At 66.2% G+C, this 25,347-nt stretch carries 17 protein-coding genes; 12 read left to right on the top strand and 5 right to left on the bottom strand.

Annotated features, from left to right (window positions below; genetic code table 11):
- Window positions 1-35: 35 nt before the first annotated feature.
- The 10 genes from ON23_RS24675 to ON23_RS24630 all read left to right on the top strand — a co-directional run bounded on the left by ON23_RS24675 (window position 36) and on the right by ON23_RS24630 (window position 16,959).
- On the top strand, window positions 36-1,391 hold the full coding sequence (locus ON23_RS24675) for an MCE family protein (RefSeq protein ID WP_051043276.1): 1,356 nt from the start codon (window positions 36-38) through the stop codon (window positions 1,389-1,391).
- Window positions 1,388-2,467, top strand: a complete 1,080-nt coding sequence (locus ON23_RS24670) for an MCE family protein (RefSeq protein WP_174376521.1) — start codon at window positions 1,388-1,390, stop codon at window positions 2,465-2,467. The genes ON23_RS24675 and ON23_RS24670 overlap by 4 nt, the downstream gene beginning before the upstream one ends.
- Window positions 2,467-3,477 carry an MCE family protein gene (locus ON23_RS24665; protein ID WP_039781106.1) on the top strand — a complete coding sequence of 337 codons (1,011 nt, stop codon included), beginning with the start codon at window positions 2,467-2,469 and terminating at the stop codon, window positions 3,475-3,477. Before ON23_RS24670 ends, ON23_RS24665 begins: the two co-directional genes overlap by 1 nt.
- Window positions 3,477-4,763, top strand: a complete 1,287-nt coding sequence (locus ON23_RS24660; protein WP_083904214.1) for an MCE family protein — start codon at window positions 3,477-3,479, stop codon at window positions 4,761-4,763. The genes ON23_RS24665 and ON23_RS24660 overlap by 1 nt, the downstream gene beginning before the upstream one ends.
- Window positions 4,760-5,998: an MCE family protein gene (locus ON23_RS24655; RefSeq protein WP_083904213.1), complete on the top strand. Its 1,239-nt coding sequence runs from the start codon at window positions 4,760-4,762 to the stop codon at window positions 5,996-5,998. Before ON23_RS24660 ends, ON23_RS24655 begins: the two co-directional genes overlap by 4 nt.
- Window positions 5,995-7,236 carry an MCE family protein gene (locus ON23_RS24650; protein WP_039781104.1) on the top strand — a complete coding sequence of 414 codons (1,242 nt, stop codon included), beginning with the start codon at window positions 5,995-5,997 and terminating at the stop codon, window positions 7,234-7,236. Before ON23_RS24655 ends, ON23_RS24650 begins: the two co-directional genes overlap by 4 nt.
- Before the next feature lie 50 nt (window positions 7,237-7,286).
- Window positions 7,287-8,099 (top strand): hypothetical protein, encoded by an 813-nt coding sequence (locus ON23_RS36125; protein ID WP_157170287.1) that lies wholly within the window; start codon window positions 7,287-7,289, stop codon window positions 8,097-8,099.
- A gap of 13 nt (window positions 8,100-8,112) precedes the next feature.
- Complete coding sequence (locus tag ON23_RS24640; protein ID WP_039781102.1) at window positions 8,113-8,868, top strand: hypothetical protein; 756 nt, start codon at window positions 8,113-8,115, stop codon at window positions 8,866-8,868.
- Between the two features lie 508 nt (window positions 8,869-9,376).
- On the top strand, window positions 9,377-12,877 hold the full coding sequence (rpoB, locus tag ON23_RS24635) for a DNA-directed RNA polymerase subunit beta (protein WP_039781128.1): 3,501 nt from the start codon (window positions 9,377-9,379) through the stop codon (window positions 12,875-12,877).
- Between the two features lie 128 nt (window positions 12,878-13,005).
- A complete protein-coding gene (locus ON23_RS24630) occupies window positions 13,006-16,959 on the top strand; it encodes a DNA-directed RNA polymerase subunit beta' (RefSeq protein ID WP_039781101.1) in 3,954 nt (1,317 codons plus the stop codon).
- Window positions 16,960-17,259: 300 nt separating this feature from the next.
- Here the strand turns inward: ON23_RS24630 and ON23_RS24625 are convergent, their stop codons facing one another.
- Entirely contained in the window at window positions 17,260-17,883 is a 624-nt protein-coding gene (locus tag ON23_RS24625; protein WP_039781099.1) for a TetR/AcrR family transcriptional regulator, read from the bottom strand.
- 81 nt (window positions 17,884-17,964) lie between these two features.
- Between ON23_RS24625 and ON23_RS24620 the strand changes: the two genes are divergently transcribed.
- The gene (locus tag ON23_RS24620) at window positions 17,965-18,858 is read left to right on the top strand and encodes an SDR family oxidoreductase (protein WP_039781098.1); all 894 of its coding nucleotides are present in this window, start codon (window positions 17,965-17,967) and stop codon (window positions 18,856-18,858) included.
- 146 nt (window positions 18,859-19,004) lie between these two features.
- Here the strand turns inward: ON23_RS24620 and ON23_RS24615 are convergent, their stop codons facing one another.
- The 4 genes from ON23_RS24615 to ON23_RS24600 form a co-directional block, all read right to left on the bottom strand.
- Window positions 19,005-21,380: an ATP-binding cassette domain-containing protein gene (locus ON23_RS24615; RefSeq protein WP_039781097.1), complete on the bottom strand. Its 2,376-nt coding sequence runs from the start codon at window positions 21,378-21,380 to the stop codon at window positions 19,005-19,007.
- 61 nt (window positions 21,381-21,441) lie between these two features.
- Complete coding sequence (locus tag ON23_RS24610) at window positions 21,442-21,852, bottom strand: VOC family protein (protein WP_030517086.1); 411 nt, start codon at window positions 21,850-21,852, stop codon at window positions 21,442-21,444.
- A gap of 17 nt (window positions 21,853-21,869) precedes the next feature.
- A complete protein-coding gene (locus tag ON23_RS24605; protein ID WP_039781095.1) occupies window positions 21,870-22,307 on the bottom strand; it encodes a helix-turn-helix transcriptional regulator in 438 nt (145 codons plus the stop codon).
- 79 nt (window positions 22,308-22,386) lie between these two features.
- On the bottom strand, window positions 22,387-23,064 hold the full coding sequence (locus tag ON23_RS24600; RefSeq protein WP_039781093.1) for a hypothetical protein: 678 nt from the start codon (window positions 23,062-23,064) through the stop codon (window positions 22,387-22,389).
- 179 nt (window positions 23,065-23,243) lie between these two features.
- On the opposite strand from ON23_RS24600, the gene ON23_RS36120 reads away from it, so the two are divergent.
- Window positions 23,244-25,262 carry a serine/threonine-protein kinase gene (locus ON23_RS36120; protein ID WP_051043272.1) on the top strand — a complete coding sequence of 673 codons (2,019 nt, stop codon included), beginning with the start codon at window positions 23,244-23,246 and terminating at the stop codon, window positions 25,260-25,262.
- The last annotated feature ends 85 nt before the right edge of the window (window positions 25,263-25,347 follow it).

Below are 25,347 nucleotides of genomic sequence, written 5' to 3'. Positions count from 1 at the left end.
GGGTCGATGACGACGGCGTCCCGAAAGGTGGGAGCATGAGCGCGCGCAGTGTGCAATTCTGGCGCTCTACCGAGAAACTCCGAATCCGCACGTTGGGCATCGTGTTCTTCGTCGTGATGGCGCTGTTTCTCGGTACGACGATCGCGGCCTACAACAAGGTGTGGGTCAAGGTGGTCAAGGTCGATCTGATCACCGATACGGTCGGAAACGCGTTGACCCGCAATGCGGATGTGAAAGTTCGCGGGGTCAATGTCGGCGAGGTCCGTTCCAGTGAATCCGCCAACGGCAAGGTGACCCTGCATCTGGCGATCGATCCGGACAAGGCGTCGAAGATTCCGTCCAATGTGACGGCCAGGCTGCTACCGAAAACCCTGTTCGGCGAGCGTTATGTCGATCTGGTCTGGCCCGAGCAGCCCAGCCCGAAGCATCTGCAGGCGGGAATGACGCTGTATCAGGACGCCAGCGGCAATGCGGTCGAGGTGAGCCAGCTGCTGGATTCGATCATGCCGCTGCTGCAGGCGATTCCGCCGCAGTACCTGGCCTCGACGCTGGGCGCGCTGTCGCAGGCGCTGGGTGGTCAGGGTGAGGAACTGGGCCACACCATCGATCGGCTGGACGACATCTTCCGCGATATCAACGGTGTGATGCCACAGCTGCAGGACGACATCCACACCTTCGCGACGGTCGCCGACACCTATTCGGACGCGCTGCCGCAGCTGGTCGACGCCTTCGACAATCTGCGCACGCTGAATGCCACCATCGTGCAGAAGCGTTCGCAGTTGGACACGCTGTATTCGGTTCTGACCCCGACGTCGTCGAAGACCGCCGATTTCCTGACGGCCAACCACGACAACATCATCGATGTCGCGGCCGATTCGCGTGAGGCGCTGGAACTGCTGGGGACCTATTCGCCGTCGTTCCCGTGCACGATGAAGAATTTCGCGCAGCTGAAGCCGCGCATCGACAACCTCTTCGGCAAGGGCACCGATACTCCGGGTTCGCGGGTGACGATCGAGATCACCAATCCGCGTGGCCGTTATCTGCCCAACCAGGACGAGCCGCGCTGGCTGGACACGAACCGGCCGCCGGCGTGTTTCCCCGAATATCCGCTCGGGGTGGATCCCGGTCAGTATCCGACCGGATCGGCCAACGACGGTTCCTATCAGCCGCCGACCCGGAATCCGGGTGAGCAGAACATCGGTCAGCTGCCGGCGGCACAGTTCTCGGTCTACGGCGCAGCGGGCGCCACGACCATGGGTTCACCCGCCGAACAGCACACCCTGGGTGCGATCTACGGTGCGGCGAACGGGGTTTCGCCCGATCAGGTGCCCAGCTGGGTGAGCCGGATCGGCGCCCCCGCGATGCGTGGAAGTGAGGTGAGTGTGCGATGAAGGCCAAGTTGCGTGGTCTGGGCGGCCCCCTGACCAAACTGGGCATCTTCGTGCTCGTGACAGTGCTCGCGACCGCGTTCCTGGCGCTCACCATCGCCAACTATTCCGGCGGCGGCACCGAGTTCAAGGCGCGGTTCAGCGATGTGACGTCGCTGAACAAGGGCGACGAGGTGCGTATCGCCGGTGTGCGGGTCGGCAAGGTGACCAAGGTGGCGGTCGTCGACCGCAACATGGCCGAGGTGCACTTCCAGATCACCGACCGGGACTGGCTGCCCGCCTCCACCACCGCGACCATCCGCTACCGCAACCTGGTGGGGCAGCGCTACATCGCGCTGGAGCAGGGCGCCGGCCAGCAGGGTCGCAAGATCACCAAGGGCGCCACGATTCCGTTGGAGCGAACCAAGCCCGCGCTGAATCTCACCACCCTGTTCAACGGTTTCCGGCCGCTGTTCCAGACGCTGTCGGCCGAGGACGTGAACAAGCTGTCCTACGAGATCATCCAGGTCTTCCAGGGTGAATCGGGCACGATCACCGATCTGGTCCGCAACACCGCGAGCCTGACGAACAAGATCGCCGACAAGGACGCGGTGATCGGCGAGATCGTCAAGAACCTCAACCAGGTGCTGGACGCGGTGAACGCTCGCGACGGTCAGCTCAACGATCTGATCGTCAACACCGAGGCGCTGGTCAGCGGTCTCAACGCCGAACGCGGCACGATCGGCTCGGCGGTGCAGTCGCTGGGCAACCTCGCCTCGGCGACCGCGGATCTGCTGGTTCCCACCCGGCCGACGCTGCAGGGGTCGATCGCCGGCCTGAACCAGCTGACCGGAACCCTGAACGACCGTTCGGGCGAGGTGAATGAGGCCCTGACGAATCTGCCGATCAAGATGGAGAAACTGGGTCGCGCGGCCAGCTACGGTTCGTGGTTCCAGTTCTACCTCTGCGGTATCGACATCGTCGCCGGTCCCGGGGTGCAGGATGCGCCGCAATTGAACCTGCCGGCGCAGATGCCGACGGTGAATCAGCCGGTTTACACAAACCCGGCGCCGCGCTGTCACGGGAAGGGTGGCCGCTGATGGAAGACCGGGTTCTCCTCGGCAAGCGCAGCCCGGCGTTCATGGGCGGGCTCGGCTTGTTCATGGTGCTGCTGATCGCGTTGTCGGCGTTCTTCTTGGACAAGCTGCCGATCATCGGCGCGAGCACCAGTTACACCGCGGAATTCTCCGAGGCCGCGGGCCTGAAGAAGGGTAACGAGGTGCGCGTCGCGGGCGTGAAGGTCGGCGATGTGTCCGATGTGCGCCTCGACGGCGACCGCGTGCTGGTCGACTTCCGGACCAAGGACGCGTGGATCGGCGATGCCACCACCGCGTCCATCCAGATCAAGACCCTGCTCGGGCAGAAGTATCTGGCGCTGGATCCCAAGGGTTCCCACCCGGCCGATCCGGACAAGCGAATCCCGTTGTCGCGCACGGTTTCTCCGTACGACGTGGTCGAAGCCTTCAGTGACGCCGCCTCGAGCATCGAGAAGACCGACACCGCGCAGCTGGCCACCAGCTTCCGGGTGCTCTCCGACGCGTTCTCCGGCACCCCGCCGGAGATCCGCGGCTCGATCGACGGTGTCGCCCGGCTGTCGGAGACGCTGGCCAAGCGCGACGAAGAGCTCAAGCACCTGTTCAACGCCACCAACAAGACCACCAAGGTGCTCGCCGACCGCAACGAGCAGTTCGAGCGTTTGCTCGCCAACGGCGGTGAGCTGCTGGCCGAGTTGAACGTGCGCCAGCAGGCCATCTCGCAGCTGCTCAACGGCGCGAAAACCGTTGCCGCCGAGTTGAGTGCGCTGGTGCACGACAACGAGCAGCAGATCGGTCCGGCGCTGACCAATCTGAAGAAGTCCATCGACATGCTCAACGACAATCAGCAGAACATCTCCAAGACGCTGAAGCTGGCGGCGCCGTTCTACGGCCTGTACGCCAACGTGCTGGGCAACGGGCGCTGGTTCGACGCGGTGATCGTCAACCTGATCCCGCCGGCGCTGCCGGAGATTCCGGGTAACCGCCCGCCGATCCGCACCCTGGGAGGCAACTGATGCAGGCTGCTCTCGGTAAGGGATCGCGCCGGGATCCGCTGACGGCGATCCGCGAATCCGGCCGCGGCACCAAGATCGCCCTGGCCCTCGGCACGGTGGCCGTGGTGGTCGTCGCCGGTGTGCTGTGGTGGCTGTTCAGCAGCTACAACACCACCAAGATCACCGCCTACTTCGACAAGTCGATCGGTATCTACGAGGGCTCCGAGGTGCGCATCCTCGGCGTCCCGGTGGGCAAGGTCGATTCGGTCACGCCGCAGGGTGATCAGGTGAAGGTCACCATGCACGTCGACCGGAAATACAACATTCCGGCCGACGCCAAGGCCGCCCAGATCACGCCCTCGGTGGTGTCGGACCGCTACATCCAGCTCACGCCCGTCTACAAGGGCGGGCCGAAGATGCCGCGCAACGCCACCATTCCGCGCGACCGCACGGCGACCCCGGTCGAGGTCGACCGGCTGTACAAGAGCATCCAGGAACTGTCGGATGCGCTGGGGCCCAACGGCGCCAACAAGGACGGCGCGGTGAACGAGCTGGTCCGCACCGGTGCCGCGAATCTGTCCGGGAACGGGGACGCGCTGGCCAACAGCCTGACCCAGCTCTCGCACGCGGCCCGGTATCTATCGGACGCGCGCGGCGACATCTTCGACACGATCAAGAATCTGCAGGTCTTCGTGCACACGCTGGCGGTCAACGACCAGCAGGTGCGCCAATTCAACACGCAGCTGGCGGATCTGGCCGGATTCCTCTCCGGGGAGCGGGAGAACCTCGGGCAGGCACTGAATCTGCTGTCGATCGCGCTCGGCGACGTCGCCCGGTTCATCGACGACAACCGGGACCTGGTCGCCGAGAACGCCGATGCGCTGACCAAGCTGACCCAGACCCTGGCCGATCAGCGCCAGGATGTGGCGAACGCGCTGCCGGTGCTGCCCGTGGCGCTGAGCAACCTGATCAACATCCACAACGGTGAGTCCGGCACGCTCGACATGCGCGCCAACTTCACCGATCTGCAGAACCCGTTCGGCACCGTCTGCAAGATGCTCGACCTCGGCCAATTGCGGCCGGGCGACCCGAAATTCGATGCGATCAGCCGGCAGATGCGCCCGATCCTGGATCAGTGCAAGGTGATCACCGATCAGATCAAGAGCGGTGTGCAGACGCCGTCGCTGGTGTTGCCGTTCGGCATCCTCAGCGGTGAGAACATCCAGAACACTCCGGCTCCCGGCAGCGTTCCGGGCACCCCGTCGGATCGGCAGCCGCCGTCGCAGCAGGAAGGTGGCCAGCGATGACGCCCTTCGCATTCCGCAGGACGGCCCGCGGACTGGGTGCCGTCGCGGTGGTCGGTGTGACCGCGATGCTGGTGGGCTCGTGCTCCTCGAACGGTATCTACAGCGTGCCGCTGCCCGGCGGCGCGGATGTGGGTGACCATCCGATGCGTATCGACGTGCGTTTCGACGACGTCCTGGATCTGGTGCCGCAGTCGGCGGTCAAGGTCGAGGGTGTGCCGGTCGGCCGGGTGGAGTCCATCGACGTCGCCCCCGACGGCTGGACCGCGAGCGTGCACACGGTGGTCAACTCCTCGGTGAAGCTGCCCGCCAACGCGCATGCCGAAGTGCGGCAGTCGAATCTGCTCGGTGAGAAATTCGTCGAGCTCTCGGCGCCGAAGGACGAGGCCTCGCCCGACCGGTTGAAGGACGGCGCGGTCATCCCCGTCGACCGGACCCGGCACGCGGTCGAGATCGAACAGGTCCTCGGCGCGTTGTCGCTGCTGCTCAACGGCGGTGGCGTGGCGCAGTTGCAGCCCATCGTGGTGGAACTGAACAAGGCGCTGGCCGGCCGGGAGAACCGGGTGCGTTCGCTGCTGGATCAGGCCGACACCCTCATCGACGGCCTCAACCAGCAGGTCGCCGATATCCAGCACGCGCTCGACAGCCTGGGCACGTTGTCCAGCCGGGTGGGGCAGCAGTCCGACCAGATCGGCAAGATCCTCGACGAACTGCCCGCCGGTATCAAGATTCTCGACCAGCAGCGGCCACAGCTGATCGGCTTGCTGAAGCAACTCGACCGGGTCGGCCAGGCCGGTGTCGACGTGCTGGACAAGTCCAAGGACAACCTGATCCGCGATCTGCAGGCGCTGCGGCCGACGCTGCAGGAGCTGGGCCGTTCGGCGCCGGATCTGGTGACCGCGTTCCCGCTCGTGCTGACCTATCCGTTCCCGGACGAGGCGATCAAATCGACCTTCGGTGGTTCGGTGAACACCTGGCTCTCGGTGGACACGCAGATCGGTGTCCTGATGTCGAATCTCGGTGTGGGCAAACCGGATCCGGTGTACATCCCGCCGAGGTACGGGCCGCCGGTGCCGGTGGATCCGACCAATCCGTATTACAACGGCAACGGCCCGCGGCCGGGCTGGCCGACGGTGTCGCTGGTGCCGCTGCCGCCGACCGTGGTGGCTCCGGCCCCCGCCAAGCCGGGTGACCCGATCGGGTCGATTCTCGATCAGTTGGGAGTGAAGCCGCGATGAGTAGATTGGTGCGCTACCAGCTGATCGCCTTCGCGGTGATCGCCGTGCTCGGTGTGGTCTTCGTCGGCGCGAAGTACATTCACCTCGACCACATGCTCGGCTTCGGCCAGTACCAGGTGAAGGTGAAGGCGAAGACGACGGCCAACCTGTCCAAGGGCGCCGAGGTCACCTATCGCGGTGTGCCGGTCGGGCGGGTGGACTCGCTCGATATCACCCCCGACGGCGTGATGATCTATCTGGAGCTGGATTCCGGGAAGCCGAAGGTCCCCGCCAGCGCCAAGGCCGTGATCGCCAACCGTTCTGCGATCGGTGAGCAGTACCTGGATCTGGTGCCGGAGACGTCGAAGGGGCCCTACCTGCGCGACGGGTCGGTCATCGACGGCGCCGAGACCCCGATCCCGGTCGAGGATCTGCTCGCCAGCGTCAACCACTTCTCGAGTACGACGGATCTGACGGCGTTGAGCACGACCGTCACCGAACTCGGTAAGGCCTTCGACGGGCAGGGCGACAACCTGCGCATCCTCGTCGATTCGCTGAACAAGTTCTCCCAGACCGGCGTCGAGGCGCTGCCGCAGACCGTGCAGCTGATCCGCGACGCCCAGACCGTGCTCGGTACCCAGGCCGACCAGTCGCCGGCGATCCGCACCTTCAGCGACGGCCTGGATCGGCTCGCCGTGCAGTTGCGGGCCAACGATCCCGATATCCGCCGGTTGATCGGCACCGGCGCCGACGCCGGCGAGCAGATCGGCAAGTTGCTCGATCAGAGCGCGCAGCCGTTGACCACGGATCTGTCGAATCTGCGGTTGCTGCTGCAGGCGGTGTCGCCGCAGACCTACACACTGAAGCCGCTGCTGCAGATGCTGCCGCTGCTGTCGGTCGGTGGCTCGGCGACCGCGCCCGGTGACGGCACGACCCACTTCGGGCTGGTGCTGGAAACCAACAATCCGCCGGCCTGTACCGTCGGGTACGAGGGAACTCAGCGCATTCTCGACCAGATGAAGGCGCAGAATCCCAATTTCGACGACACCCGCGACGATTTCCCGTTCAACACGGACGCGAAATGCGACGTGCCGTTCGGAAGTCCGACCGACGTCCGCGGCGGCGCGCGTGCGCAGTACGCCGATCCGAATGTCCCGCAGCCGTGGGATTCCAAGCCCAAGACCGATCCGGACAAGCTCAACCTGAGCCCCGTCGCCATCCAGCTGGCCACTCTCATCGGAGTGACCCCGAAGCGGTGAGGCGGGTACGGGAGGCAAGTCCGGAAAACCGACGACGCTAGGGTGTCGCTGTGAGTTCTGATCTGCCCAACCCCTCCTCGCAACCTGCGGTGGAGTCGCCGGACGCCGCCGAAAAGGCGGTAGCTGACGCGTCGCCGGAGGAGACCGCCCGACCGGGTGCACCGGCCGGCGATGCGACCGACGAGTCGGTGCGCCCGTCCGCCGGCGAGCAGCCGTCCGCCGCCCGGCCGGGTTCGTCGACACTGCGCACGGTGGTGACCTCGGTCGCGGCGGTGTGGCTGGTAGCGGCCCTGGTACTGGCGGCGTGGTTCGGCGCGGGCTGGGTGCGCGCGATGTGGTTCACCGACGGTCCGCGCGCCGATGCGCGCGATACCGCGCTGGACGCGGCCCGGCAGGCGGCGATCAACCTCACCTCGATGAATCCCGGCGATGTTGAGGGGTCGATCACCACCATGCGGTCCTCGATGACCGGCGACATGCTGACCCAGCTCAACGAGAACCACGACCGCATCAAGGATGCCGCCGAGAAGTCGAAGACCAAGATCGACAGCAAGGTGCTGGGAGCGGCGCTGAGTTCGCTGGACAGCGAGCGCGACAAGGCCTCGGCGATCGTGGTGCTGAAACTCACGCAGACCGCGCCCAACGTTCCGGTGCAGTCCTTCCGGGCCACCTGGACGCTGGATATGAAGAAGGACGGTGACACCTGGAAGGCCGAGCAGGCCAATTCGCTCGGCCAGCTGGTGTCGCTGGACACCCCCGGTCCCGCCGGGGCGGCCCCGCCGCCCGCGAACGGAAACGCCGCGCCCGCGCCGAGCGCGCCCGCGAATCCGTCCGAGGCGCCCGCCCCCCAGCCGGGATCGTAGGAGAGGTACACCGATGGCATCCCGCCCGCCGATCAACAAGGTTTCCCCGCGGCTCAAGCCCGGCGACCGCTCGTCCGAATCCGCCGAGCGCACGATCCGCCGCCGCGGCGGCGCCGATCGCACCGCGTCCCGCGCGAAGTCCGCCAAGCCCGCCGGTAAGTCGGCGAACACCGCATCGCGCACCCGGACGGTGCGCGCGGGTGCGGCGACCACGCGGCCGGCGCCCGTGGCGCGTCCGTCCCGGAAGCTGCCGCGTCCCGGTCGCCTGCCGCGGCGCGTATCGGCCGGCTGGGGTCTAACCGCCGGCCTGATCGTGGCGAGCGTGCTGTTGACCGCGTTCGCGGTGGTCGCGGCGCTCGAGCCGGGGGTGGACAACGGTAACAAGGCCTTCGTCGACACCAAGGCCACCCAGGAGGTGACCGCGGCGGCCGACAACGCGCTGAAGACGGTCTACTCCTATGACGTGAAGACCGTCGGCGGCTACAAGGATGCCGTGCACAAGGTCGTCACCGGCAAGATGCGCGGCGATTTCGACAAGTTCGCCGACACCACGGTGTCGGCGATCCAGCAGGCGCAGTCGACCGCGCAGGCCACTCCCGACCCGATCGGTGTGACTTTGCTCACTGATGATCGGGCGGAACTGCTGGTGAATCTGACCGTGAGCGCGACCAAGAACGGCGCTCCGCAGGAGAGCGCGTCGGGTCCGATCGTGTTGCACATGCAGAAGGTGGACGGTCACTGGCTGGCGAGCGAGATCGCCGACCGTTGAGTGGCCCAGACGGGTTCGGAAGTATGTTCGAGCCCGTCACCTGCGGAATCTTCCCAGCTCAGCGACGGATATTCGCCCGCGTGACGGTGTGATTCGCCAGCGCCGCAGGGGATCTCGCGGTTATCGAGGTGGTCTCGCCACTTGACGACTTACGTCCGAACCGTCACGCTATTCACAACAGCGGCAGCTGTGACAGGGTCGAGTACCCAGGTCGAGGCGCCGCCGGAGACTCGAACGCAGCCAGCGGAAGCGGGTCCGGCGCGCCGAACATCCGGAACTCGGTTCGGATGGTACTTTGACACCCCTTCTTCGTGGGTGTAGGTTTGGACTTTGCGCTGGCTGCCTCCTGTCCATTCCTTGATCGCATCACGAAAGTTCCACCGTTGAGGTGTTACTTCCGTTGTTTGCTGTTCGGGTTTTGTCCGGGTTGTAACCAGCAGAACTCGTAGCAGACAAGCGACGGTCGCTTGGTGTCTTGTACGTACAGGCACCGGGCGACGCGCGTGAGGTGCTGGAAGGACGCATCTTGGCAGTCTCCACCCAGACCAAGGCCGGTATTCCCGGAGCCCCGAAGCGGGTGTCTTTCGCGAAGATTCGTGAGCCCTTGGAGGTTCCGGACCTTCTCGATCTACAAACCGAATCGTTCGCGTGGCTGGTCGGCGCCCCCGATTGGCGTGAGCGGGCCATCGCCCGGGGCGACGCCAGCCCGGTCGGTGGGCTGGAGGAGGTGCTCGAGGAGCTCTCGCCGATCGAGGACTTCTCCGGTTCGATGTCCCTGTCCTTCTCCGATCCGCGCTTCGAAGAGGTCAAGGCCTCGATCGAGGAGTGCAAGGACAAGGACATGACCTACGCGGCACCGCTGTTCGTGACCGCGGAGTTCATCAACAACAACACCGGTGAGATCAAGTCGCAGACGGTCTTCATGGGTGATTTCCCGATGATGACCGACAAGGGCACGTTCATCATCAACGGCACCGAGCGCGTGGTCGTCTCGCAGCTGGTGCGCTCGCCGGGTGTGTACTTCGACGAGTCCATCGACAAGGGCACCGAGAAGACGCTGCACAGCGTGCGCGTCATCCCGTCGCGTGGTGCGTGGCTGGAATTCGATGTCGACAAGCGCGACACCGTGGGTGTGCGTATCGACCGCAAGCGTCGGCAGCCGGTCACCGTGTTGCTGAAGGCGCTGGGCATGACCACCGAGGAGATCACCGAGCGTTTCGGTTTCTCCGAGATCATGCTGTCGACCCTGGAGAAGGACAACACCGCCGGCCAGGACGAGGCGCTGCTCGACATCTACCGCAAGCTGCGTCCGGGCGAGCCGCCGACCAAGGAGTCCGCGCAGACTCTGCTGGAGAACCTGTTCTTCAAGGAGAAGCGCTACGACCTGGCCCGCGTCGGCCGCTACAAGGTCAACAAGAAGCTGGGCGTCAACACCGGTGAGCCGGTGATCGGCTCGACGCTGAACCGCGAGGACATCGTCGCCACCATCGAGTACCTGGTGCGCCTGCACCAGGGCGACAAGCTGATGACCGTTCCCGGCGGCGTCGAGGTTCCGGTCGAGGTCGACGACATCGACCACTTCGGCAACCGTCGCCTGCGCACCGTCGGCGAGCTGATCCAGAACCAGCTGCGCGTCGGCCTCTCGCGGATGGAACGCGTCGTGCGTGAGCGCATGACCACCCAGGACGTCGAGGCCATCACCCCGCAGACCCTGATCAACATCCGCCCGATCACGGCGGCGATCCGGGAGTTCTTCGGCACCTCGCAGCTGTCGCAGTTCATGGACCAGAACAACCCGCTGTCGGGTCTGACCCACAAGCGTCGTCTGTCGGCGCTGGGCCCGGGTGGTCTGTCCCGTGAGCGCGCCGGCCTGGAAGTGCGCGACGTGCACCCCTCGCACTACGGCCGCATGTGCCCGATCGAGACCCCGGAAGGCCCGAACATCGGCCTGATCGGTTCGCTGTCGGTGTACGCGCGGGTCAACCCGTTCGGTTTCATCGAGACCCCCTACCGCAAGGTGGAGAACGGCCGGGTCACCGACGAGGTCAAGTACCTGACCGCCGACGAGGAGGACCGGCACGTCCGGGCCCAGGCGAATTCGCCCGTCGACGCCGACGGCAACTTCCTCGAGGAGCGCGTACTCGCCCGCCGCGGTAACGAGGAGATGGAATTCGTCTCCCCGGCCGAGGTCGACTACATGGATGTCTCGCCGCGCCAGATGGTGTCGGTGGCGACCGCCATGATTCCGTTCCTCGAGCACGACGACGCCAACCGCGCCCTGATGGGTGCGAACATGCAGCGTCAGGCCGTGCCGCTGATCCGTTCCGAGTCGCCGCTGGTCGGCACCGGTATGGAACTGCGTGCCGCGGTGGACGCCGGCGATGTCGTCGTCAACGAGAAGCCGGGTGTGGTGGAGGAGGTTTCGGCCGACTACATCACCGTCATGCACGACGACGGCACTCGTAAGAGCTACCGCATGCGGAAGTTCGCCCGCTCCAACCAGGGCACCTGCGCCAATCAGCGTCCGATCGTGGACGAGGGGCAGCGAGTCGAGCACGGCCAGGTTCTGGCCGACGGCCCGTGCACCGAGAACGGTGAGATGGCGTTGGGGAAGAACCTGTTGGTGGCGATCATGCCGTGGGAGGGTCACAACTACGAGGACGCGATCATCTTGTCGCAGCGTCTCGTGGAGGAGGATGTGCTGACCTCGATTCATATCGAGGAGCATGAGATCGATGCTCGTGACACCAAGCTCGGTGCCGAGGAGATCACCCGCGATATTCCGAACGTGTCCGATGAGGTGCTGGCGGATCTGGACGAGCGTGGCATCGTCCGTATCGGTGCCGAGGTGCGTGATGGTGACATCCTGGTCGGCAAGGTCACTCCGAAGGGTGAGACCGAGCTGACTCCGGAGGAGCGGTTGTTGCGTGCGATCTTCGGTGAGAAGGCCCGCGAGGTGCGTGACACGTCGTTGAAGGTGCCTCACGGTGAGTCGGGCAAGGTGATCGGTATTCGGGTGTTCTCGCGTGAGGACGACGACGATCTGCCGCCGGGTGTGAACGAGCTGGTGCGTGTGTATGTGGCGCAGAAGCGCAAGATTCAGGACGGTGACAAGCTCGCCGGCCGGCACGGTAACAAGGGTGTGATCGGCAAGATCCTGCCGAAGGAGGATATGCCGTTCATGCCGGACGGCACCCCGGTCGACATCATCTTGAACACTCATGGTGTGCCGCGTCGTATGAACATCGGCCAGATCCTGGAAACGCATCTCGGGTGGATCGCCAAGGCCGGATGGCAGGTCGACGGCGCCGAATCCGGCAACCTGCCGGACTGGGCGAAGAACCTGCCCGAGGAGATGCTGGGTCAGGAATCCGACACCAACATCGCGACCCCGGTGTTCGACGGTGCGCAGGAAGATGAGCTGACCGGTCTGCTGGGTTCCACCCTGCCGAACCGCGACGGCGAGACCATGGTCGACGCCAACGGTAAGTCGGTGTTGTTCGATGGTCGGTCGGGTGAGCCGTTCCCGTATCCGGTGGCGGTGGGGTACATGTACATCCTGAAGCTGCATCACCTGGTGGACGACAAGATCCACGCGCGGTCGACGGGTCCGTACTCGATGATCACCCAGCAGCCACTGGGTGGTAAGGCGCAGTTCGGTGGTCAGCGTTTCGGTGAGATGGAGTGCTGGGCCATGCAGGCCTACGGCGCGGCCTACACGCTGCAGGAGCTGCTGACGATCAAGTCCGACGACGTGGTCGGTCGTGTGAAGGTCTACGAGGCGATCGTCAAGGGCGAGAACATCCCCGAACCGGGCATCCCGGAATCGTTCAAGGTTCTGCTCAAGGAACTGCAGTCACTGTGCCTCAACGTCGAAGTACTGTCCTCCGACGGCGCCGCGATCGAGATGCGCGACGGTGACGACGAGGACCTCGAGCGTGCCGCGGCGAACCTCGGCATCAACCTGTCCCGCAACGAGGCTGCGACGGTCGACGACCTCGCGCAGTAGCCGATCGGTCCCGGCGCCCGTATTGGGCGCCGGGGCATAGTTTCCCGCTCCGCGGAAGTGGTCCGCCACGGCGGACGAACTAGCGAACTTTGCTCGATACTGAACCCGAACAGGGGAAAGGAAGTTACGTGCTAGACGTCAACTTCTTCGATGAACTCCGGATCGGCCTGGCGACCGCCGAAGACATTCGCAACTGGTCCTACGGTGAGGTCAAGAAGCCGGAGACCATCAACTACCGCACGCTCAAGCCGGAGAAGGACGGCTTGTTCTGCGAGAAGATCTTCGGTCCCACCCGGGACTGGGAGTGCTACTGCGGCAAGTACAAGCGTGTCCGCTTCAAGGGCATCATCTGTGAGCGCTGTGGCGTCGAGGTGACTCGCGCCAAGGTGCGCCGTGAGCGGATGGGCCACATCGAACTGGCCGCGCCGGTCACCCACATCTGGTACTTCAAGGGTGTGCCGAGCCGTCTCGGCTACCTGCTGGACCTGGCGCCGAAGGATCTCGAGAAGATCATCTACTTCGCCGCCTACGTCATCACCACCGTCGACGAGGATCTGCGCCACAACGAGCTGTCCACGCTCGAGGCGGAGATGGAGGTCGAGAAGAAGACGATCGCCGACCAGCGCGACGCCGATCTGGAGGCCCGCGCCCAGAAGCTCGAGGCCGACCTGGCCGAGCTCGAGGCCGAGGGTGCCAAGTCCGATGTCCGCCGCAAGGTCAAGGACGGCGGCGAGCGCGAGATGCGTCAGCTGCGCGACCGTGCCCAGCGGGAGCTGGACCGGCTCGACGAGATCTGGACCACCTTCACCAAGCTGGCTCCCAAGCAGCTGATCGTGGACGAGGTTCTCTACCGCGAGCTGCAGGACCGCTACGGCGAGTACTTCACCGGCGCGATGGGTGCCGAAGCCATCCAGAAGCTGATGGAGACCTTCGACATCGAGGCCGAGGCCGAGAACCTGCGCGAAACCATTCGCACCGGTAAGGGCCAGAAGAAGCTGCGCGCGCTCAAGCGGCTGAAGGTCGTCGCGGCCTTCCAGGCCAACGGCAACTCGCCGATGGGCATGGTGCTCGACGCCGTTCCGGTGATCCCGCCGGAGCTGCGCCCGATGGTTCAGCTCGACGGTGGCCGCTTCGCCACCTCCGACCTGAACGACCTGTACCGCCGCGTGATCAACCGCAACAACCGCCTCAAGCGACTGATCGACCTCGGTGCCCCCGAGATCATCGTCAACAACGAGAAGCGGATGCTGCAGGAGTCCGTGGACGCGCTGTTCGACAACGGCCGTCGCGGCCGCCCGGTGACCGGTCCCGGTAACCGCCCGCTGAAGTCCCTGAGCGATCTGCTCAAGGGTAAGCAGGGTCGTTTCCGTCAGAACCTGCTCGGTAAGCGCGTCGACTACTCGGGCCGTTCGGTCATCGTCGTCGGTCCGCAGCTGAAGCTGCACCAGTGTGGTCTGCCCAAGCTGATGGCGCTGGAGCTGTTCAAGCCGTTCGTGATGAAGCGCCTGGTCGACCTGAACCACGCGCAGAACATCAAGTCCGCCAAGCGGATGGTCGAGCGGCAGCGCGCCCAGGTGTGGGACGTCCTCGAAGAGGTCATCGCCGAGCACCCGGTCATGCTGAACCGTGCGCCCACGCTGCACCGCCTCGGCATCCAGGCCTTCGAGCCGCTGTTGGTCGAAGGTAAGGCCATCCAGCTGCACCCGCTGGTCTGTGAGGCGTTCAACGCCGACTTCGACGGTGACCAGATGGCCGTGCACCTGCCGCTGTCCGCGGAGGCGCAGGCCGAGGCTCGCATCCTGATGCTGTCGTCGAACAACATCCTGTCTCCGGCGTCCGGCCGCCCGCTGGCCATGCCGCGTCTGGACATGGTGACCGGTCTGTACTACCTGACCCGCCTGGAAGAGGGCGCCAAGGGCGAGTACCGGCCTGCCACCGCGGATGCTCCCGAGCAGGGCGTCTACGCGTCGCCGGCCGAGGCCCAGATGGCCGTCGACCGCGGCGAGCTGACGGTTCGCTCGCTGATCAAGGTGCGCCTGACCGATCAGCGCCCGCCGAAGGATGTCGAGGCGGAGCTGTTCCCCGAGGGCTGGCAGCGCGGCGACGCGTGGCTGTGTGAAACCACCCTGGGCCGGGTCATCTTCAATGAGCTGCTGCCCGCGGACTACGCGTTCATCAACGAGCAGATGCCGAAGAAGCGGCAGGCGACGATCATCAACGATCTCGCCGAGCGCTACCCGATGATCGTGGTCGCGCAGACCGTCGACAAGCTCAAGGACGCCGGCTTCTACTGGGCCACGCGTTCGGGTGTCACCGTCTCCATGTCGGACGTTCTCGTTCCGCCGGAGAAGGCCGAGATCATGGAGCGCTACGAGGCGCAGTCCGACCAGATCGAGAAGAAGTACCAGCGTGGTGCTCTCGACCACCAGGAGCGCAACAACGCCCTGGTCAAGATCTGGCAGGAAGCGACCGAAGAGGTCGGTAAGGCGCTGCGTGCGCACTACCCGGCCGACAACCCGATCATCACGATCGTCGATTCGGGCGCCACGGGTAACTTCACCCAGACTCGTACCCTCGCGGGCATGAAGGGTCTGGTGACCAACCCGAAGGGTGAGTTCATTCCGCGACCGATCAAGTCCTCGTTCCGTGAGGGCCTGACCGTTCTGGAGTACTTCATCAACACCCACGGTGCGCGAAAGGGTCTGGCCGACACCGCGCTTCGTACCGCCGACTCGGGTTACCTGACCCGTCGTCTGGTGGACGTGTCGCAGGACGTCATCGTGCGCGAGACCGACTGTGGCACCGAGCGCGGCATCCTCGTCGCGATCGCCGAGAAGCAGCCCGACGGTCTGCTCATCCGCGATCCGCACGTGGAGACCAGCACCTATGCCCGGACGCTGGCCGCCGACGCGGTCGACGCCAATGGCAACGTCATCGTGGAAAAGGGTCACGACCTCGGCGACCCGGCCATCGAGGCGCTGCTCGAGGCCGGCATCACCGACGTCAAGGTCCGCTCGGTGCTCACCTGCACCACCGGCACCGGCGTGTGTGCGACCTGCTACGGCCGCTCGATGGCGACCGGCAAGTTGGTCGACATCGGTGAGGCCGTCGGTATCGTCGCCGCTCAGTCCATCGGTGAGCCCGGTACCCAGCTGACCATGCGTACCTTCCACCAGGGTGGTGTCGCGGGTGACGACATCACCGGCGGTCTGCCCCGCGTGCAGGAGCTGTTCGAGGCTCGCGTGCCCAAGGGCAAGGCGCCGATCGCGGAGGTTTCGGGCCGGGTGCGGCTCGAGGACGACGACCGCTTCTACAAGATCACCATCATTCCGGACGACGGTTCGGACGAGGTGGTCTACGACAAGCTGTCGAAGCGTCAGCGTCTGCGGGTGTTCAAGCACGACGACGGCTCCGAGCGTCTGCTCGCCGACGGCGACCACGTCGAGGTCGGCCAGCAGCTGCTGGAGGGCTCGGCCGATCCGCACGAGGTGCTGCGCGTGATGGGTCCGCGTCAGGTGCAGGTCCACCTGGTGCACGAGGTCCAGGAGGTGTACCGGTCGCAGGGTGTGTCCATCCACGACAAGCACATCGAGGTCATCGTTCGCCAGATGCTGCGCCGCGTCACCATCATCGACTCGGGTGCGACGGAGTTCCTGCCCGGTTCGCTGGTGGAGCGCTCGGAGTTCGAGGCGGCCAACCGCCGCGTCGTCGCCGAGGGCGGCGAGCCCGCGTCGGGTCGCCCGGTGCTGATGGGTATCACCAAGGCGTCGCTGGCCACCGATTCGTGGCTGTCGGCGGCCTCCTTCCAGGAGACGACTCGTGTCCTGACGGACGCGGCGATCAACTGCCGCTCCGACAAGCTGATCGGCCTGAAGGAGAATGTGATCATCGGTAAGCTGATCCCGGCCGGTACCGGTATCAACCGCTACCGCAACATCCAGGTGCAGCCGACCGAAGAGGCCCGTGCCGCGGCGTACGCGGTGCCGTCCTACGACGACACCTACTACAGCCCGGAGGGCTTCGGCACCACGACCGGTGCCGCGGTCCCGCTGGACGACTACGGTTTCAGCGACTACCGGTAATCCGGTAGGAGACAACCACATTCGGCCCCCGTTCCGTTCGGAACGGGGGCCGAATCGTATTCGTGGTTCGATCGGTGTGATCGCCGTCGGGTGGAGCCGAGTGCGGGTGCCGGGGAATCGGACCTGATCACGATCGATTCAGCGGGTGGCCTTCGTGCTTCTGGCGCGAGCGGTGTCTTCGGCAAACGGTTGCGTATCGAGCGGCCCTTCCCGATCGACGTGGAGCTACCCGAAATAACCTGGTAGGCAGCCGGAAACGCTCGGTCGGTGGCGGAACCCTGGGTCGGCGCGGGATGCCGCTCAGGCCTGCGCCTCGAAGGTGCGGCGGGCGGCGATGAACAGGGTGGTGCAGACGTCGGTGAGCGCGGCGGGGGATTGCGGGCTGCCGCCCATCAGCCAGTCGACCAGGAGGTGGTTGACGCCGCCGACGAGGGCGACCGCGGCCGAATGTTGTTGCGGTGACAGCGGTTCGGCGCGGGTGGCGGCCCAGGCGGCGGTGACGATCTCGGCGAATTCGCGCAGCACCTCGTGGCGGCGTTCCTCCATGGCGGGGGATACCCCGACGGCCTCGATCAGGGCCACCCTGGCGAGTCGCCGATCCTCGGTGAGATATCCGATGAACGTCTGCAATCCGGCGCGGGTCTGGGCGTCGATGTCGTCACCCGCGGAGGTCATCGCGGCCACGGTCGCGGCGCGCACCCGGGTCACGACTTCCGAATAGAGCGCGGCCAGGCAACTTTCGCGGTCGGTGAAGGATTCGTAGAAGTAGCGTTCGGTGAGCCGCGCGGCGCGGCAGATCTGTTTGACCGAACTGCCCGCATAACCGCCGGTGCCGAAAACCTCCAGTGCGGCGTCCAGGATCGCCGCGCGCCGCTGCTCCCGGCGCTCGTCCGGCATCAGTCCCTGATACTTCCGTCCTGGCATGCCCCTGTCCTCACGTCCCGGCCTATGGCACACTAGAGCATCGTTGCTGACACGCAGGCATGTCAGAATGGAGAACCATCCATGGCCTCACTGATCGCCGGTCGTGTCGTCGCGGTGACCGGCGGGGCGCGGGGCATCGGCCGGGAGATCGCGCGTGTGTTCGCCGAGGCCGGGGCCCGGGTCGCCGTCGGCGACCGCGACGAACCGGCAGCCATCGCTACCGCGACCGAATTGTCAGCCACCGCGACCGAATTGTCGGCCACCGCCGCCGAATTGTCCGGTACCGTGCGCGGATTCGCCCTCGACGTGACCGATACGGAGTCCTTCCGCACCTTCCTCGCTGCCGTGGAATCGCTGTGGGGTCCGATCGACGTCCTGGTCAACAATGCCGGTGTGATGTGGGTGGGCCCGTTCGACGACGAGCCCGAGGCCGCGACCGCGCGCATGCTGGAGGTCAATCTGCACGGCGTCATTCGCGGCGTGCGGCTGGCCGCACCGGGCATGCGGGCGCGCGGGCAGGGCCACATCGTCACCATCGCCTCGGCTGCCGCGCGGTTGTCCCCGCCCGGTGAATCGACCTACGCCGCGACGAAACACGGGGTGCTCGGCTACCTGACCGGCGTGCGCGAGGAACTGCGCGGCAGCGGCGTGCGGATCTCGGTGATCATGCCGGGGGTGGTCGCGACCGACCTGGCCGCGGGTACCGACACCGGCGCCGCGACACTGCTCCAGCCCGCCGACGTCGCCCGCGCCGTGCTGCGGGCCGTCGAACGCCCTCGTTTCGAGGTCACCGTGCCGCGGTATATCGGTCCGCTCGTCCGGCTCGCCGAACTGCTTCCACAACGCCTGCGGGATGTGACCTTCCGTCGCATGGTTCCGGATCAGGTCGCCGCGACCCGCGGCTCCACCGCCCGCGCCGCCTACGAACGCGGCCTGGCCGATCCGGCAGATCCCGACGGCGGTGACACCGCATGACCACCCATCGGCCCGCTCGCTGATCCCGGCGGCCACAGACCGCGTCGGCGCAGCATTGAGCCGCCCGCGCCGACGCATCCGGCCTGCCGGTTCCGGTCGACCGGAACCGGCAGGCGCTCGGGGGAAGTGATCGGCGTTGTCCCGGACTATCCGCCGACGTAGGCGGCGAGGTGTTCGCCGGTGAGGGTCGAGGAGTCGGCGACCAGATCGGCCGGCGTGCCTTCGAAGACGACGCGCCCGCCGTCGTGGCCGGCGCCCGGCCCGAGGTCGATGATCCAGTCGGCATGGGCCATCACGGCCTGGTGGTGCTCGATGACGATCACCGATTTACCCGAGTCCACGAGGCGGTCGAGCAGGCCGAGCAGATTCTCCACGTCGGCGAGGTGCAGGCCCGTCGTCGGCTCGTCGAGAACGTAGATCCCGCCCTTCTCGCCCATGTGGGTGGCGAGCTTGATGCGCTGACGTTCACCGCCCGAGAGCGTGGTGAGGGGCTGGCCCAGTTTCAGATAGCCGAGGCCGACATCGCCGAGGCGTTGCAGAATCTTGTGCGCCGCCGGGATTTTCGCCTCACCCGCCCCGAAGAACTCCTCGGCTTCGGCGACCGACATCTCCAGCACCTCGCTGATGTTGCGTCCGCCGAGGTGGTAGTCCAGGACCGCCGCCTGGAAGCGTTTCCCGTCGCATTCCTCGCAGGTGGTCGCGACGCCGGCCATCATCGCCAGATCGGTGTAGATCACGCCGGCGCCGTTGCAGGTGGGGCACGCGCCTTCGGAGTTCGCGCTGAACAGTGCCGGCTTGACGCCGTTGGCCTTGGCGAAGGCCTTGCGGATCGGCTCGAGCAGTCCGGTGTAGGTGGCCGGATTGCTGCGCCGCGAACCGCGAATCGCGCCCTGGTCGACCACTACGACACCCTCGCGGTCGGCGACCGATCCGTGGATGAGCGAACTCTTGCCGGATCCGGCCACGCCGGTGACCACGCACAACACGCCGAGCGGGATGTCGACGTCCACATCCTTCAGGTTGTGGGTGGAGGCGCCGCGAATCTCCAACGCGCCGGACGACTTTCGCGGTGCGTCCTTGAGTTTGGCCCGGTCGTCGAGGTGGCGGCCGGTGATCGTGTCGCTGGCGCGCAGGCCCTCGAGGTCGCCCTCGAAACAGACTGTGCCGCCCTGGCTTCCGGCCCCCGGTCCCAGATCGACGATATGGTCGGCGATCGCGATCGCTTCCGGTTTGTGCTCCACCACCAGCACCGTGTTGCCCTTGTCGCGCAACTGCAGCAGCAGGTTGTTCATCCGCTCGATGTCGTGGGGGTGCAGGCCGATGGTGGGCTCGTCGAAGACGTAGGTGACATCGGTCAGGGACGAGCCGAGGTGACGAATCATCTTGGTGCGCTGCGCTTCACCACCGGAGAGCGTGCCCGCCGGCCGATCCAGCGACAGGTAGCCGAGGCCGATCTCGGTGAACGAGTCGAGCAGGTGCTGCAGGCCTTTCAGGAGCGGCGCGACCGACGGCTCGTCGAGTTCGCGCACCCATGCGGCGAGGTCGCTGATCTGCATCCGGCAGACGTCGGCGATGCTCTTGTCGCCGATCTTCGAGGACCGGGCCTCGACGCTGAGCCGGGTGCCCTCACATTCCGGGCACATCGTGAAGGTCACCGCACGCTCGACGAACGCGCGGATATGCGGCTGCAGCGAGTCGACATCCTTGGACAGCATCGACTTCTGGATCTTGGGGACCAACCCCTCGTAGGTGAGGTTGATGCCCTCGACCTTGATCTTGGTCGGCTCCTTGTAGAGCAGATCGTGCAGTTCGCGCTTGTTGTACCGGCGGATCGGCTTGTCCGGGTCGAACAGTCCGCAACCGCGGTAGATGCGGCCGTACCAGCCGTCCATGCTGTAGCCGGGAATGGTGAGCGCACCCTCGTTGAGCGACCGGCTGTCGTCGTAGAGCGCGGTCAGGTCGAAGTCGGTGACCGAGCCCATGCCCTCGCAGCGCGGGCACATACCGCCGAGACGGTGGAAGGTCGCCTTCTCGGCCTTGGTCTTGCCGCCGCGCTCGACCGTGATCGCACCGCTGGCGGTCACCGAGGGCACATTGAACGAATACGCGTTCGGCGAACCGATCTGCGGCTGCGCGAGGCGGCTGAACAGGATGCGCAACATCGCGTTGGCGTCGGTGGCGGTGCCGACCGTGGAGCGGGGGTTCGCGCCCATCCGCTCCTGGTCGACCGAGATCGCGGTGGTGAGGCCGTCCAGATAATCGACTTCCGGCCGCGACAGTGTGGGCATGAAGCCCTGCACGAAGGCGCTGTAGGTCTCGTTGATCATCCGCTGCGATTCCGCGGCGATGGTGCCGAAGACCAGCGAACTCTTCCCCGATCCCGAGACGCCGGTGAAGACGGTCAGGCGTCGCTTGGGGATTTCGACGCTGATGTCCTTCAGGTTGTTGACCCGCGCACCGTGCACGCGGATCAGGTCGTGGGTGTCGGCAACGTGCCGGCCCGGCGTCGCGGCCTTGGTCATGGTTTCTCCAAATTCGGGTGGGCGGCCCGGTCCGCCGACCGGCTCGGTTGTCGGGGTCGGCTCAGGAGGCCTGTTGGATCCGCAGCAGATTGCCGGAGGGGTCGCGGAACGCGCAGTCGCGCAGTCCGTAGGGCTGATCGGTCGGCTCCTGCACGACCTCGGCGCCGTTCGCCTGCAGCCGCTCGAACACCTCGTCGACGTTCTTGGTGGCCAGATTGAGGCTGGCGAAGGTGCCCTTGGCCATCATCTCGGAGATGGTGCGCTGCTCTTCTTCGGTGACGCCGGGGGTGGCGTTCGGCGGGTAGAGCACGATCGAGATGTCCGGCTGGCCGGCGGGACCGACCGTGATCCAGTGCATGCCCTTGAAGCCGACGTCGTTGCGCACCTCGAAGCCGAGGGTGTCGCGGTAGAACGTCAGCGCGGCCTCCGGATCGTCTTGCGGGAGGAAGGTGTCGTGAATGGTGATGTCCATGTCGCTCACGCTAATTCCTACTCGGTAACCTGCGCTTCTCGATTCCTGATCGGTCTGGTCACCTGTTTCGCGACACATGACGGCATGCCCAGGGTGGCGTCGGCGGCCTCGCGCCGGTAGACGCTCGGCGGCACTCCGACCAGTTCGGTGAAGCGGGTACTGAAGGTGCCCAGCGATTGGCAGCCGACCTCGAAGCACACCTCCGTCACGCTGAGATCACCGCGCCGCAGCAGCGCCATCGCGCGTTCGATGCGCCGCGTCATGAGGTATCCGTACGGCGACTCCCCGTAGGCGAGGCGGAACTGCCGGCTCAGATGCCCTGCGGACATGTGCACATCCCGCGCGAGGGCCTCCACATCCAGGGGTTTCGCATATTCCCGGTCGATGCGGTCGCGGACCTTGCGCAACCGGGCGAGATCGCGCAGGCGCTGGTCGGGGGCAGGTGTGCTGCTCACAACGCGATGGTGCCACGTGGCACCGACATTGCCCAGCAACCCTCACCACGACCGGGACGAGGGGATGCGGAAGGTGAGGTCAGCGCTCTCGGACCGGTGGGCATGTCTTCCCCGCCAGATGGCATTTGTCCTCGAATCCGGCGGGCAGCCAATTTCCGGACAGCAGCAGCGGATGATTCGGGAAGTGCAGATGGGCGGCGACGACGAATATCAGTACGGCCCAGGGTGTTCGGACCTGCCACTGGTGGAAGGTGTGGTTGCGGTCGACGTAGCGCGCGACCACGTGGTCGGCGGCGGTCAGGTCGATCGTCTCGAGCGAGGCCCAGCGGATCCGGAAGGAGTAGTCGGGGTTGGTGAGGTGGATGCGACGGTCGGAGATCATCACCGAACCGGGACGTTCGGCGATCCAGCGCGGCTGCGACGCGGCCTCCGCACGCTGGCGCCGGGCCTGGTTCACCAGTGCGTTCCCCAGCTGCGCGGCCGCGACGAAGGAGGCGCTGCCCGCGACGTAGATGTTGTTGCGGGTCCAGCTGCCGTTGCCGGGTGAGCGCCAGAACGACCAGGTCGCCGGGCCCTCGGCGATACACACCTCGCCCGGATCGATCCGGATCCGGGTCGACTTGACGGGCATGTGCGCCAACTCCTCGCGGCGCAGCAGGTCGAGCACTCCGCACGTGTACAGCAGGTGGTCGTCGAACCACGTCCATCCGGCCCGGTCGGCGAGGGCCCGGTCGATATCGGCCAACGGGTCGAACATTGCGATCTCACCACCTTCGTCGACATCTGCGGCGCTGGATATCCACGGTATCGGAGGAGGCGGCGCCCGGCGAGGGCCGCAGGATCGAGCCGGTGCGGACGCCGAATCCGTCCGGTGAGGAGGCCGGATCGGTCCGGTAAGCTGCTGACGCCTCGGTGGGCTCGACGAGAAGGGGGACCGTGGCCGCACTCGCGATCGGCGAGACCTTCGCCGATTACCTCATCGAGGGCGTGCTCGGCCGTGGTGGGATGGGGACGGTCTATCTCGCCCGCCATCCCCGGCTGCCGCGCCGGGTGGCATTGAAACTGCTCGACCGGGAGGTCTCCGCCGATCACGAGCGGCGCCGACGGTTCGATCAGGAAGCCGATATCGTTGCCCGCCTGGAACATCCGGGCATCGTGCGGGTCTACGATCGCGGCGCCGACGACGGGCACCTGTGGATTTCGATGCAGTATGTGCACGGTACCGATGCCGCGCGGCTGGACCGGCGCGCGCTCACCACCGAACGGGTGCTGCGCATCGTCACCGAAACCGCTGCGGCACTGGACTATGCGCACAGCAAGTCGGTGTTGCATCGCGACATCAAGCCGGCGAACCTTCTCCTCGAAGTACCCGAGGCCGGCCGCGCCGAACGGACCGTCCTCACCGATTTCGGCATCGCCCGATTACAGGACGCCGATACCGAACTCACGGTGACCGGCACTCTCACCGCCACGCTCGCCTACGCGTCTCCGGAGCAGCTCTCCGGCGAACCGCTCGACCATCGCTGCGACCAGTATTCGCTGGCCTGCACCCTGTTCACACTGTTGTGCGGCCGACCGCCCTATGCCGGAACGAATCCGGGCCAGGTGGTCGCCGGGCACGTCACGAAACCGATTCCCCGGCCGACCTCGGTGCGAACGGACCTGCCGCCCGCCCTCGATCCCGTGCTGGCGCGGGCGATGGCGAAGCAGCCGCACGAGCGGTACGGCAGCTGTACGGAATTCGTGACACAGGTGCGGGAAGCTCTGTCCGGCAACGGTTTCGGTGTGCTGGCCGACGTGTACCGTGCTCCCGCCTCGGAACCCGCGTCCGGTGCGGATTCCTTCGTCCCGGTGCCGCAAGCGGGTTCGGCACGGGGCCGTCCGGTCGTCACACCGCCGATAGTCCCTGATGTCTCGACCCCTTCGTGGGAGGCCGCCTCGCAGCCGCAGCAACACTCGCCGGGCGCGCCCGCCGGTGCGGCCCGGCGGAAAGTGTGGATCCGGCGGGGTGCGGCTGCGGCGGGTGTGGTCATCGTGCTGGCCGGCGCCGGGGTGGCGGTCGAGAGATTGCCGGGTGGGCAGTCGACGGCCGACCGCGGTTGGGGACCGAAGTACCAGCCCATCGCGGACAATTTTCCGCAGGTCGTTTCCGCGCGCCCCGGAGAGACCGGATGGCTGGGGACCCGCTGCGCGGTGGATCCGACCACGGGCGACCGAGCGGCGATAACTTGCGAGAATCCGGACCGCGATCTGCGGGTGGAACTCGTCGATCTCGAAAAAGCCGACGCCGCAGTGGAATTCGCCGCCGACGAGAGTAAGCACAGTGGCGATCTGCTGGCGAGGCATCCGGGCTTCACCGATCCACTGGATGTCGTCCTGCCGACGCCGGATGCGACCGGGCCGCAGGACCTCTACACGCTGTTCCCGCAGGATGTGCAGCGGTCCCGATTCGTCGTCGGCCTGCGCTGGACCAAGCATGCGGCGCTGGAGGTCTACGATCGCTGGTGGCGGCAGCTGCCGATGGGTATCGCCCCGCCTGATGCGACACCCCCGGCGGAGGCGAAAGTCGAAGCGCCGGACAGTGTTCCGTGGTGCTACGCCGTGAGAACCGCGACCGACGTCAACGACGATACGCCCGGCGGCACCGAATCCGGCCCGGATGCCGTACTGGGCTACGAATACGCGCAGTACGCCACCCGAGGCGGCTCGGCGGCAAGGCAATACGTCGTGCCCGAAGCGACGGCGGTGCCCACTGCCGATACCCTGCAGACCCGGATCGCCCAAGTGCCGGTCGGCACCCAGCACTGCGTGCATGTGACCGGCGGCGATGTCCCGGACCGCTTTCGGGTGCAGGTCTTCGAACGCCGCCCCGACCGTGGGTTTCTCTACCACGCCTACACCGCCATCACGACCGACCGCGACGGTCGGGTGCTGATCCGGGAGATCCGCACCTGATCCGGCACCGGCCCGCCCGACAGGGTCGCGCTCGTGGCCGCGGTGCTCGTCCCCGCCACCCCGAGCGTGCGCGTCGTCCGGCACC

The organism is Nocardia cerradoensis NBRC 101014 (assembly GCF_000308535.1).
GTDB lineage: Bacteria > Actinomycetota > Actinomycetes > Mycobacteriales > Mycobacteriaceae > Nocardia > Nocardia cerradoensis.
Note: the sequence above shows the minus strand (reverse complement) of the source record. Positions and strands in the feature narration are given on the sequence as shown.

What these genes read in the sequence shown, in the direction of transcription:
- ON23_RS24660 (WP_083904214.1), top strand. Translation starts at nt 3,477, where the DNA reads ATGCAGGCTGCTCTCGGTAAGGGATCGCGCCGGGATCCGCTGACGGCG.
- ON23_RS24640 (WP_039781102.1), top strand. Translation starts at nt 8,113, where the DNA reads ATGGCATCCCGCCCGCCGATCAACAAGGTTTCCCCGCGGCTCAAGCCC.
- ON23_RS24655 (WP_083904213.1), top strand. Translation starts at nt 4,760, where the DNA reads ATGACGCCCTTCGCATTCCGCAGGACGGCCCGCGGACTGGGTGCCGTC.
- ON23_RS24625 (WP_039781099.1), bottom strand. Translation starts at nt 17,883, where the DNA reads ATGCCAGGACGGAAGTATCAGGGACTGATGCCGGACGAGCGCCGGGAG.
- ON23_RS24675 (WP_051043276.1), top strand. Translation starts at nt 36, where the DNA reads ATGAGCGCGCGCAGTGTGCAATTCTGGCGCTCTACCGAGAAACTCCGA.
- ON23_RS24600 (WP_039781093.1), bottom strand. Translation starts at nt 23,064, where the DNA reads ATGTTCGACCCGTTGGCCGATATCGACCGGGCCCTCGCCGACCGGGCC.
- ON23_RS24650 (WP_039781104.1), top strand. Translation starts at nt 5,995, where the DNA reads ATGAGTAGATTGGTGCGCTACCAGCTGATCGCCTTCGCGGTGATCGCC.
- ON23_RS24620 (WP_039781098.1), top strand. Translation starts at nt 17,965, where the DNA reads ATGGCCTCACTGATCGCCGGTCGTGTCGTCGCGGTGACCGGCGGGGCG.
- ON23_RS24610 (WP_030517086.1), bottom strand. Translation starts at nt 21,852, where the DNA reads ATGGACATCACCATTCACGACACCTTCCTCCCGCAAGACGATCCGGAG.
- ON23_RS24615 (WP_039781097.1), bottom strand. Translation starts at nt 21,380, where the DNA reads ATGACCAAGGCCGCGACGCCGGGCCGGCACGTTGCCGACACCCACGAC.
- ON23_RS24670 (WP_174376521.1), top strand. Translation starts at nt 1,388, where the DNA reads ATGAAGGCCAAGTTGCGTGGTCTGGGCGGCCCCCTGACCAAACTGGGC.
- ON23_RS24665 (WP_039781106.1), top strand. Translation starts at nt 2,467, where the DNA reads ATGGAAGACCGGGTTCTCCTCGGCAAGCGCAGCCCGGCGTTCATGGGC.